At 37.7% G+C, this 13,386-nt stretch carries 3 protein-coding genes; all 3 read left to right on the top strand.

The window, feature by feature from the left end; all coding sequences use genetic code 11:
- The first annotated feature begins 8 nt into the window (after window positions 1-8).
- Genes M4I44_RS18875 through M4I44_RS18865 form a run of 3 tightly spaced genes read left to right on the top strand, consistent with a single transcriptional unit; the run spans window position 9 to window position 13,383 of the window.
- Complete coding sequence (locus M4I44_RS18875) at window positions 9-1,082, top strand: hypothetical protein (protein WP_017496293.1); 1,074 nt, start codon at window positions 9-11, stop codon at window positions 1,080-1,082.
- Complete coding sequence (locus M4I44_RS18870) at window positions 1,082-2,359, top strand: KamA family radical SAM protein (RefSeq protein WP_249965742.1); 1,278 nt, start codon at window positions 1,082-1,084, stop codon at window positions 2,357-2,359. The genes M4I44_RS18875 and M4I44_RS18870 overlap by 1 nt, the downstream gene beginning before the upstream one ends.
- Complete coding sequence (locus M4I44_RS18865; RefSeq protein ID WP_249965741.1) at window positions 2,359-13,383, top strand: non-ribosomal peptide synthetase; 11,025 nt, start codon at window positions 2,359-2,361, stop codon at window positions 13,381-13,383. The genes M4I44_RS18870 and M4I44_RS18865 overlap by 1 nt, the downstream gene beginning before the upstream one ends.
- The last annotated feature ends 3 nt before the right edge of the window (window positions 13,384-13,386 follow it).

Here is a 13,386-nt window from a genome sequence, read left to right as displayed (position 1 = left end):
TAAAAAGTATGTCGCAAACAAAACCTATTGTAAGTTCTTACAATGAATGGGACCCGTTAGAAGAAGTAATCGTTGGAACAATGGAAGGTGCATCAGTACCGCCCTGGCATGTTACCCTGAAAGCAACAATGCCTGAAAACCACTGGGATTTTTATAAAAAAAATGGAGGAAAATTATTCCCTGCCGAACAGATAAAAGCCGCGCAGCTGGAACTGGACAACCTGGCTCATATATTGGAACAGGAGGGAGTAATCGTTAGAAGACCGGATCCGGTAGATTTTAACAGACCTTACAGCACTCCTGACTGGAAAAGCGAAGGCGGGTTATATAGCGCGATGCCACGCGATGTTTTATTGGTTATAGGTGAAAACATCATTGAAGCTCCGATGCCTTGGAGATCAAGACATCATGAAGTGAATTCTTTCAGACCTCTGATAAAAGAATATTTTAATAAGGGAGCAAAATGGTCGGCAGCTCCGAAGCCGCAATTGCTGGATGAACTTTATGATTATAATTATCAGGAAGGAAGCGGCAATGACCCTATTAATTATGTTATAAATGATTTTGAGCCGGTATTTGACGCCGCTGATTTTACCAAATGCGGTAAAGACATCTTTGTGCTTAAAAGTCATGTAACCAATGATGCAGGTATTAAGTGGCTCCAGCAACACATTGGGGATGAATATACCATTCATAAAATAGATTGCAATGACAGGCACCCGATGCACATTGACACCACTTTTGTACCGTTGGCACCAGGTAAACTGTTGATCCACCCAGACAGGATGAACAAAATTCCTGAGATGTTCAAAAGTTGGGACATTATGAAAGCCCCTGCACCGGTTATGCCGGACAGCCAGGTTTTGTATATGAGCAGCAAATGGCTTACCATGAACACGTTTATGATTGACAGTGAAAGAATTTTGGTAGAGAAAAACGAAAAACCAACCATCGAAGCACTGAAAAAATTTGGGATGAAACCGATACCGTGTAGTTTTTACAATTTCAACACTTTTGGCGGAGGTTTTCACTGTGCAACATTGGATATACGAAGAACGGGCGAACTTAAATCCTACTTTTAATGCAAAATGAGCAAATAATTAGTACCGAAAAGGAGAAATCTTTTGTCCAATCGTATCGGCATCGGGAATGGAATGATGTTCCTGATGAGAAATGGAACGATTGGAAATGGCAGTTAAGCAACAGGCTAAATAGCTTTGAAGAAATATCAGAAATTATCAATCTTACGCCTACCGAAGCTAACGCTTTAAATCAGAACTCGTTGTTTAGAGTTGACATTACGCCTTATTTTTTGAGTCTGGTTGACAAAGACGATTTCAACTGCCCGATAAGGAGGCAGGTCTTGCCGACCGAGAAGGAAATGTATGATTTTAGCGGTATGAACGAAGATTCTTTAAGCGAAGATGAGTATTCACCCGTGAATGGTATCGTACACCGGTATCCGGATCGCGTTTTAATGCTGATCACTACCCAGTGTGCATCTTATTGCAGATATTGTACAAGAAGCAGGTTGGTAGGAGACAGTTCAAAAAATTACAACTCCACTGATTTTGACAATCAGATTGAATACATAAGCAACAATCCACAAATCCGGGACGTGCTGCTGTCGGGGGGTGATCCTTTACTGCTGCCAATTAAAAGACTGGAATCGATCTTAATGCGATTGAGAGAAATTCCTCATGTCGAAATTATTAGGCTTGGTACGCGGACACCGGTATTCAACCCCAATATTATAACTCAGGAGTTTTGCGATATGGTAGAAAAATACCATCCATTTTGGCTGAACATCCACGTGAATCATCCTAAAGAAATTACTCCGGAGTTACAACAAGCCTGTGACAAGCTGTCGAAAGCCGGAATTCCTTTAGGCAACCAGACCGTATTATTAAAAGGGATCAATGACACTGTCGAAATACAGCGTAAGCTTTGTACCGAATTAGTGAAGATGCGGGTAAGACCTTATTATTTGTATCAATGTGATTTAGTAAAAGGAGCAGGCCATTTTCGTACTCCTATATCCAAAGGCATCGAGATTATGGAAGGACTAAGGGGGCATATTTCGGGATATGCCATTCCAACTTTTGTAATTGATGCACCTTACGGAGGCGGTAAAATTCCGCTGGCTCCAAACTATGTTTTAAGTCAGTCCCCAAACAAAGTTGTTTTAAGAAATTATGAAGGTTTTATTACCGTGTACACAGATTCGGATCAGGAACCGGATCAGGAAATTACTTCAGGCAACAGGAAGGGCAAAGACATATCCATTATGGATTTGATTCAGGGCAATGAAAAATTTATAATGCCGCAAAATTTTAGAAACTCAAAAAGAGAAGATTAATGGAGAATACCAATACCACTTTAGACACCGTTTTAACTCTTACATCTGCAAAGTTCCTTAAACAAGAAAAATATTGGTCTGAAAGAATCGCTCAAATAGCAGAGAAAACGCACTTAGTATTTACTAATAATACCCCCGTTTCTGATGATTTTGAGAAAGAGGAATACGTTTTCAGTATTGATGAGCAAATCAGTGAAAAGATTTTTTCCCTGGCGAAAGGAAATGATCTGTCTGTTTATGTCCTATTGGATGCTGTTCTGAAAATCATGCTTTATAACTATCTGGATCAGGATACAATCACTACAATTTCGTCAGTTTTAATAGAAAATGCCGATGAAGAAACACTCAATGATTCGGTTTATATATCCGGAGAAATTGATGCTTCAAATTCTTTTAAAGAGTTTGTAATGCAATTGAGTGAGACTGTTGAGCTGTCTTATGAGAATCAGGATTATCCCCGGAATGTTTTAGCCGAAAAAATCAGTGGTAACAGCAACGACCTGTCCAACGTGTGGCATGTATTTGAGCCAATCCATGGTAGAGCTGAATCAACTGGCAATGATATCGTTTTTACATTTGAAAAAACAGGCAATGTGCTTGAGGGGAAAATAGAAGCCAACCCGGCTGCTGTACCAGGCATCTATCTTAAGCAGATGGGGATTCATTTCCTGAATGTAGCGAGGTTGGTAATAAGCAACCCCGAAATTCTTATTCAGGATATTAGCCTATTTTCTGATAGTGAAATAAAATATTACGAAGACGGATTGAATCCACCTGTGAGTTTAGCTACCTTTTCGGCTGATACGATTCATGCTGTTTTTGAAAGTCAGGCGGATAGTAACCCCGATAATTTATTTTCAATCGATTCCCAAAGCCAGCTTACTTATAGACAGGTAAACGAAAGGAGCAATCGGTTGGCACATTATCTATTGGAAAAAAAGGACACTAAAAATGCTGTAATTGGAATCTATTTAGAAAGATCGAATGACCTTATCATCTCCATATTGGCCATACTAAAGGCAGGCGGTACATTCTTCATGATAGATCCTACACTTCCTGCCGACAGGATTGAGGTGATGCTTGCAGAAGTAAAAGTTCCGATCATAATTTCAAAAGCTCCCTACAGTAATGCTGTAGCAGATGAAAGCAGAACAATAGTAGATCTGGATCATTTGTCCTTAGAGCATTATCCTGTTGGAAATATTAAAGCTACGGCGGGTCCAAAAGATCCGGCATATCTTATGTTCACTTCCGGTTCAACGGGCAGCCCGAAAGCAGTACTTATTTTGCATGAATCTTTCGTTGCCAGAATGAGCTGGTTAACAAAACAGTACAATTTCACAGATCGCGATGTAACCATTCAGAAAACACCTTTGTCTTTTGATCCTTCCATTTGTGAAATGTTTCGTGGTGTAGCTTCAGGAGCAAAAATTTATTTTTTACCCAATGGCGAAGAGAAAAATCCAGAAGCAATTCTTGAGGCAGTAACTAAGTATAAAGTAACCACTATGGATTTTGTTCCATCCATGCTTTCTGTTTTTTTGGATTATATCAATACGTTTGAAAATCATATTGAAAAACTGGCTACTTTAAGATGGATATTTACGGGTGCTGAAGCTCTTTCGTCCAGAGTTGTCAATTCTTTTAACGATACTTTGTTTGCTACAAATGGCACAAGATTAATAAATACGTGGGGCGCAACAGAAGTAACGGTTGATGTGACTTATTATGATTGTTCTGCATTTCCGTCGGAGCTTAAAAAAGTTTCAGTAGGAAAACCAATTGAAAATGCACGGCTTTACTTACTCAATAAGCATAAAAAGTTTACACCAATGGGAATGATTGGTGAACTTTATGTAGCCGGTATTTATGTGTCAACTGGCTATTATAATGCTGAAGAACTGAATACGGAGAAGTTTGTTACCATTGAAAATTTTGGTACTACGCGATTTTACAAAACGGGTGATTTCGCAAGATGGCAACCGGACGGAAATTTAGATTTTATAGGAAGAAAAGACAATCAGTTAAAGGTTAGAGGTATACGAATAGAAAGTGCCGATATTGAGTACCAAATTTTAAAATTGAATGCCGTAAGTCAGGCTTTTGTAACGGTTATTCAGGATCCAAAAACAGAAAATGATTATCTGGCTTGTTACATCGTTCCCAAAAACAATAGCGAACCCATTAAGGCCGTAACGATCAAAGAAGAACTGAAGACAAAACTGCCGGAGTATTACATGCCGGACTATTTTTTCTTTTTGGACAGCTTTCCTTTAACCGCAAATGAAAAAATCGATACCGCAAAACTTCCAAAGATTATCAATGCAAAAGACAGTCTGACTTCGGAATATGAAGCTCCTGGTACTGACTTAGAACGCAGCATTACCTTGATTTGGCAGGAACTCCTCAATTTGGAAAAGGTTGGGGTTAATGACTTGTTTTTTGACATTGGCGGGCATTCTTTAAATGCGGTCTCGCTAATCTCGCTTTTGCATAAAAAATTGAGTATTAAAATTGAGATAAAAGATATTTTTAAATACTCTACCATCAGATCGCTTGCCTCGTATATTGAGGAGAATAAACTGGATTCGGCCTATTCTGAAATTCCAAAGATTTCGGAAAAAAAATATTATAAAACAACCAGTTCTCAAAAGCGTCTTTGGTCTTTAAGTAAATTTGATGAGGCTTCTGTAGCCTACAATGTCCCGGTGGCCGCTGAACTTAAAGGGGAACTAAATATTGATTACTTAAAAAAAGCTTGTGCCGCTTTAATCGAAAGGCATGAAATACTGAGAACAGCTTTCGTTCTTTTGGATGACGAAATCGTGCAGAACGTGTTGCCGTTCAGCCCGGAATTTTCAGCGTTGGAATATCTGGATTACAGCAAAGCAAACAATGGTGAGGTAAAAATCAATAACTACATTGAGGATTTCATTCAGCATAAATTTGATTTAGAAAAGGGACCGCTGATACAGCTAAGTCTCTTGAAAAAAGCAGATGACGATTATTTACTGCTCATCTGCATGCACCATATTATATCCGATTCGTGGTCTCTCAAAATAATAATGAAAGATATCTTATCGTATTATAATGCTTTTTCTGCCCAGATTCCGGTAAATCTTTCTCCTCTGGAAATTCAGAACAAGGATTATGCAGAATGGGAAAATAGTAATATCGATTGGAAAGAAAGAGTATACTGGAGTCAGAAACTCGAGGGAGATCTTTTGAAGATAGATCTGCCTTCGTTCAGCGAGCGTCCGAAAACGCAGACTTATAACGGAACCTATGTGGTTTACACGCTTCCGTCAAACAGTACAAAAAACCTGCATGCACTTGGTAAAGAATACAATGCGACGCTTTTCATGACTGCAATGTCTGTTTTTAATTATATATTTTATAAGTATACAGGAAATACCGACATCGTACTGGGTACTGTTATTGCCAACAGAGAAAAATTATCGTTACAAGATCAAATCGGATTCTATATTAACACCTTAGTCATAAGGACACAATTTGATCGGGATTGTAAATTTTCGGACCTTATAAGTCTAACAAAAAATAATATAATTGAAGCCTTTGAACATAAAGATTATCCTTTTGATGAGCTGGTCAATGATATAAATATTAAGAGAGATTTAGGCCGTTCTCCGGTTTTTGATGTTCTGATTGAAACTCAAAATTATGCCAATACCATTTCTTCGGATGATAATCTGAGTGCAGAATCTGTCGAAGTGAATGTGATCAAAGCAGATAATAAAACAGCGATCTGTGATTTGAACATCATGCTGGTGGAACAAGCGAACGGAGAAATTATTTTCAATGCGAGATACAATACGGACGTTTATGAGTCTGAGCATATCGAGCGTTTGTTCACGCATTTTAATTATTTGTTAGATCAGGTTGGAATTGATTCGGACAAAAACCTTAGCGATTATGATTTGTTGATTGAAGAAGACAAAAAACGCATCAGCCAATTCAATAGCACCGATAAATTTGTCCCTCAAAAAACAATTCCAAACTATATAAAAGAGCATTCGCAAACCAATCCAGATTTATGCGCGATTTTATATAATGGCGTGCAAACCAGCTATGGTGAACTTCATAAGGAAAGTAGTCAGATTGCAGATTTCCTGTCATTAAATACCGATAATAAACTTATAGGTGTTTTAATGAAACGCTCCCCTGAAATCGTAAAAACAATTACAGGAGTATGGAAAGCAGGTATGACCTACCTGCCTTTTGACCCAACTTATCCTTACCAGCGTATCAAAAAGTTAATCAACGACGCCGGTCTGGAGATGCTTGTGATCGATAGAAACTTTGTAAAAGAAGCAATGTTATTGCAGTGGGATTGTCCGGGTCTTAAAAGCATCTTTTGTGTCAACAGTGAAAATATCTTTCTGGAAGCCGAATCAAAAAATGCTTCTATGAACAGAGATCTTTGGGAGTATGTAGCCGAACGTTCTACTGATGATATCACAGCTGGTGGCTGGCTCAACAGTTATACCGGTAAACCTTTCAGCCGGGAAGAAATGAACGAGTATCGTGAAAATGCCCGATTCAAGATAAGCCAGGAAATAAATACAAATTCTAAAGTACTGGAAATAGGCTGTAGTTCAGGAATTACCATGTTTGCCATTGCTCCTTTGGTTAAGGAATATCACGGAGTAGATTTATCGGCAAACGTTTTAAAAAACAACGAAGCAACGATTAAGGAATTAGAGCTTGATAATATTCATCAACACAATCTTTTTGCCCATGAAATTGACCAAATTCAGACGGGTGATTTCGACCTGATTGTGATCAATAGTGTTATACAGAATTTTCATGGCTATAACTATCTCCTGGATGTATTGGAAAAATGTTTTGCCTTATTGGGCAACCATGGGAAAATTTTCATTGGAGATATCATGGACAACGATAAGAAAGAAAGTCTGATAACTTCCCTGCAAGATTATAAAGAAGCCAATAACAATGAAAGAGTTAAACTGGAGTGGGACGAAGAATTTTTTGTGGAAAGATATTTCTTCGATGATTTAAAGTTTAAATACAATTTCATCAGTGACGTACTGCATACCGATAAAATTGGAAGTATTGAAAATGAATTGTATTCTTTTCGCTATGATACCCTGATATCTTTAGATAAATCTCAAACAAACACCGCAGGAGGTGTGCAAAAAAGGTATCAGTACGACAAGCGTTCCCTTAAAAAAGAGAACGATACCTATTCTGATTGGTCCAATTTAAACGAGGCTGCTTATATCATTTACACTTCCGGTTCAACGGGTGAACCCAAAGGTGCAATTTTACATCATTTGGGGATGATGAACCATATCTATGCCAAAATTGACGACCTCGAAATAACGGCTGATAGTGTAGTGGCGCAAAATGCTTCACAAGGATTTGATATTTCAATATGGCAGTTTTTTGCTGCTCTGGTTCAGGGTGGGTCAATTGTCATTTATGATGATGATACGATAACAAATCCCGAAAACCTGTTGTATCATTTAACTTCAGATCAGGTAAGTATACTTGAAGTGGTGCCTTCCTACCTGTCGCTATTATACAATTCGGCAGAAAACAATGGTTTTAAGGAACTGGAGCATTTAAAATATCTGTTAGTTACGGGTGAGACAGTACATCATGCCCTGATCAGCAAATGGTTTGATGCCTTTCCGAATATCCCGATTGTGAATGCATACGGACCAACAGAAACCTCTGATGATATTACACATTATATCATGAAAGAGTGTCCTCAGGGGCCAAACATATTGATTGGAAAAACTTTACAGAATTTCAGAATCTACATCATCGACGATTCGTTTCAACAGGTTCCGATAGGAGTAAGGGGAGAAATTGTAGTTTCAGGTATAGGAGTCGGATATGGGTATCTGAACAATCCTCAAAAAACGAGTGAGGTGTTTTTGGAAGATCCTTTTCAGTCTTCAAAAGTTCCTATGTACAGAACAGGAGATATCGGAAGATACAGACCAGACGGAAATATTGAATTTTTCGGACGAAGAGATTTTCAGGTCAAAATCAATGGCAGGAGGATCGAATTGGGTGAAATAGAGAACAAAATATTACAGATCGCTGAGGTCAAAGAAGCGGTAGTCATTTTGAACAAAAACAATGACCAAAACTATCTTGTAGCCTTTCTAATCATAAACAATGCTGTAACAAATGAAGATATAGAGGTAGAAACTGAAAAAATCAGGAGACGCCTTGCACAAAGCGTGCCGGAGTATATGGTTCCTTCAAAGCTGTTTATTGTGCAGAGTTTTCCAGTGACTTCTAACGGGAAAATTGATCGCAACCAGCTTTTAGCAAAGAGCGATTCCAAAAGTAATTCTGAAAAAGCAATAGTCCTTCCTTCAAACACCTATGAAGAAAAGATTCTTGAATTTTGGATGGATACATTGGGAAGAAATAGCTTAGGAATCAATGATAATTTCTTTGAGAATGGCGGACATTCTATTTCCGCAATACAGATCATTACAAAAGTCAAGAAAGAATTTCAGGTTGATATCCCGTTGAAGGATCTTTTTGAATATCCAATTCTCGAAGATTTTGCAAAAAGAATTGACTTTCATAAAAAAGAAAGGCTAAATCTGGTATTGCCAAATCCTGCGAAGAAAAGCAGAAAGAGCAGGTATAAAATATCACCTGTTCAGTTTGCCGAATGGTACCTGCAAAAATTTAATCCGAACAGCACGTTTTATAACATCGGATTTATACTTGAATTCAATGGTGATCTGAATATTGATGCATTGTACCAAACAATAGTACATCTGTATGACAGGCATGATATTTTCAGAATAGCATTAGTTGAAGACGATGGCAGGCCTTATCAGCTTCTCAGGGAACATACAGAACTTAATTTTACTGACTTTCTAATCGATATCAGACAAGAGTCAGAGCAGGAAAGTAAGGTGCAGGAAATCATAAAAAAATACAGCAACACTGTTTTTGATTTATCCAAACCACCAATCTGTACCGTTAAATTGATCAGACTGGCGGATGAAAAATACATTTTTACGTTAGAGACGCACCATATTGTCTGGGATCAGATATCAACTTTTATTTTCCATAAGGAACTGACTCAGGGCTATAACAATTTAATTGCCACAGGTGATTTTGGTCTTCCGGAATTAAAGGTAAACTATGTCGATTACACCGAATGGATTAACGCTTTGATCGATTCGGGACAATTAGAGTCTCAAAGGCAATACTGGTTGGAAAAATACAAAACAATACCGGAACCACTCGAACTGCCTACAGATTTTCCGAGGCCACTGGTGCATTCCTTTAATGGAGACTTTATTTTCAAATCGGTTGATTTAGATTTCAAACAGGAAATAACCGATTTCTGTAATCAAAATGGGGTCACCTATCAAATCTTTCTAATTTCTGTATTAAACTTATTATTATACAGATTAACCAACCAGGATGATTTTGTGGTAGGAACTCCTATATGGAACAGAGATAAGGAAAATCTGGAAGATATTATCGGCCTATTTGCATCGGGAATACCGATACGCTGTACGGTAGAGGAAAACTGGTCTTTCAGAAAATTAATGGAGCATTCAAAGAAAAGTTCGCTGGATGCTTATGAAAACCATTTGTATCCTTTCAACAAGATTATCGAAGAATTAAATCCGACTACAGATTTTTCAAGACAAAAAGTAATGTCCGTATTTTTTGGCGTGCAGAATGATGACACCGAATTGACCGAAAGAAACTTTGATGGCATCACCATCAATGACATCACTGGTCAGTATGATTTGAAAATAAACCATACCTCTGTTTTTGATTTCACGCTTCAGATTGATCACTCACAGCATTATATGTGGTATTCATTGCGATACAATACAGATTTGTTTAAAGCATCAACAGCGCAAAATTTCCTTTCGCGATACGAGCAGTTGATCCGTCAGTGTATAGCAGATCCCGAACAGAATATTGGAGATTATGACATATTGCTGAACGAAGAGAAAACGATCATTAGCGATTTTACCGAGAATACAGATGTTTTTGCTATTGAAGATTACGGTATTCATAACCTGATTGAAGAAACGGCGGTAAAATATCCTGAGAATGTTGCAGTAGTCGACAACGAACAACAGCTTACTTATGCCCAAATCAATGCTCTTGCCAATAAAATTTCCCATTATCTGATCGAAAAAGGTATTAGGAAAAAAGACAGGGTTGGAGTGCTGATGCAGCGATCGACAGAGTTTATAGCCACAGTATTAGGAATACTTAAAGCAGGTGCAATTTATGTGCCGCTGGGTAAAGACTATCCCGTACAGCGTATCGAAGAAATTATCAATCAGGCAGAAATTGAAGCAATAGTTACCACTACAGAATGTTTGTCTCAGGCATTTATGGAGGCCTCTTTTTCGAAATTGTTCATCGACCTGAACACTACAGATCTTTCCGGGTTTTCTGATTCTGCTCCAAATGTACAGGTAGAAAACCAGGACCTGGCTTATACTATATTTACTTCAGGATCAACAGGAAAGCCGAAGGGTATTAATATCAAACATGTAGGGATAATCAATATTATAAAATCTACTACAGAGGCTTTTAATTTCGATGAAAACGAAGCTATTTTATTTCACACACCGGTAGTCTTCGATGCGTCGATTATGGACTTTTTATGGCCATTAGCCACAGGCGCAAAAATTGTCGTGATGAAAGATGATGATGAAAAAAGCATAAAAGCCTATGAAACCTATATCGAGAAGCATAAGATTACGCATGTGCAGTCGGTGCCTTTGTTATTAGAATCTATTGTGGATGGTCTTGAAAGAAACGAAATTTCAAATCTTCAAAGTCTAAAAAGAATAGCGGTAGGGGGGGCTTTATTGCAGACCTCATTAAGAAACCGCTTTTTTAATGTGCTGGAGTGTAAATTGTATAACTGCTATGGACCAACTGAAACCACTGTAGATTCTACCCGATTTGACTGTTCTGAAAGCACTATTGGGACAGATCAGTTTGTTCCCGTAGGCAAGCCGGTAGCCAATACCAAAATTTATGTTTTGGATAAAAAGATGAAAATTTGTCCACTTGGTGTTCCGGGGGAATTGTATATATCATCAATAGGTGCAGCTGCCGATTACCTGAACAATCCCGAACAAACCGAAAATGCATTTGTTGATAATCCATTTCAGGATGGATTTAGCACAAGGCTTTACAAAACGGGAGATAAGGGCATTTATGACGAAGCCGGTAATTTAATTGTATACGGACGACTCGACAATCAGGTAAAATTGAATGGTAACAGGATTGAGATTGATGAGATAGAATCAGTTCTTTTAAATCATAACGCTATTTTTAATGTTGCCGTACTTGTAAACAAACAAGCAGCTTACGAACAATTAATTGCTTTTATTGAACCCGAAAAAGGAATCAACAGTTTTGTAGCTAAGGATGGCAGAGTTTACACATGGATTACCCTTCATCAAAATGAAATGATTAGGGAAGACTTCCAGGGCCTTTCCAAAACAGTACCTTTTGAACCATTATTTTTAGAATCTTTTAAAGATTTTGATCAGATACTTTACGATTATCCTGATCTGCAAATAAGGATTAATGACGAAAGCGGTAAAACAATTTGTTATGTAACGGCTGTTCCTGTTTTTCTGTCAGACGCGACTGCTGCTTCCGATGATAGTAGCATTTTACTGCGTAGGGTAGAGGAAACACAATACAACGCCATAGCCATTCTGAATATTTCGACCCTTTCGACATTCAACACTCTGGAAGAGGATGAGATTTTAAAGTGTTATGCCGAGGTATGCCGTCATTTTGGATATTCTAATCTGATCAGCCTCAAAGCTTCTACTGAAAAAGAAGGTACTTTTTTACAAACGGATTATTCCTATTTGCTGAACGAACAATCGGCCAGTAATTATTTGAATGATAATGCAATCAGAATGCATTTGTCTGTGTATTTGCCGCAATACATGATTCCGCGAAAAATTATTGTTTTAGATAAAATACCACTGAATGATAATGGAAAAGTTGACAAGAACAAATTAAACAAATTGAAGCTCAATAGCGATTTCCTGTCGCCTGAAACTAAACTGACGGCAACAGAGCAAATCATAAAAAGCTTCTTTACAGAAATTTTAGAAAAAGAAATCCAAATTCATTCCAGCTTTTTTGAATATGGAGGACATTCTATAAACATGATTCAACTGATTTCCAAAATCGAAAAAGAGTTCGGTATAAAATTCCCAATAGTAGAAGTATTCAATCGCCAATCCATTTACAGCATAGCGGCTTATGTAGACAAAAACGCAAAGAATAAAGAAGCTGGGATCTATCTGCACAAACTCAGCAGTGGAAAAACAAAGAATATGGTATGCATACCCTCTATTAGTACCACCGCAGTAGATTTCTTAGAGTTGTCAAAACACCTTGATCATTACAACGTTTATGCGCTTGATTTTTCTTTTTTAGATTCCTATAAAGAAATGCATAACAGTTTAAATGACATCGTAGACAGCGCTATAGCAATGATAATGAACAGCGGAATTGAAGGCGAACTTGACTTGCTGGGTTATTCAGCCGGAGGCTTATTTGCTTATGAACTGCTAAAAAAACTGGAAGATTATAAAGTGGTCAATAAGTTTATCGTATTGGATATAGTGCCACCGCCTCAGACCGTCAAAATAAACAAAAAAGCAACTGCTTATGAAGACGCTGACGTTGACGCATACTTAGAATTAGATCAGCTGAATAAATTTACTCCTGATGAAAGGAAAATAATTGTAGATCGAATATGGAAATATGCTGAAATCACTTCGTTCATATCAGGAAACAAAATGATCAATATTCCAACCTATGTTTTTCTGAGTGAAAATTCCAGCATCGACAAACACAGCGTTTGGCAAGCCTTAATTAAAAGTAAAATCAATCTGATCAGGCTTGAAGGGGGGCATTATGAAATACTCCAAAAAGAAAAAATACAAAAAAACACCCAAATTATAACAAATCAAATAGAGAAATAAAAA

It is taken from the genome of Flavobacterium sp. B183 (genome assembly GCF_023539155.1).
Classification (GTDB): domain Bacteria; phylum Bacteroidota; class Bacteroidia; order Flavobacteriales; family Flavobacteriaceae; genus Flavobacterium; species Flavobacterium tructae.
The sequence above is the reverse complement of the archived record's forward strand: the minus strand, read 5'-3'. Positions and strand labels throughout refer to the sequence as shown.

Bases quoted from the DNA above. Each gene is read 5' to 3' on its own strand.
- M4I44_RS18865 (WP_249965741.1), top strand. From the start codon at position 2,359: ATGGAGAATACCAATACCACTTTAGACACCGTTTTAACTCTTACATCT.
- M4I44_RS18870 (WP_249965742.1), top strand. From the start codon at position 1,082: ATGCAAAATGAGCAAATAATTAGTACCGAAAAGGAGAAATCTTTTGTC.
- M4I44_RS18875 (WP_017496293.1), top strand. From the start codon at position 9: ATGTCGCAAACAAAACCTATTGTAAGTTCTTACAATGAATGGGACCCG.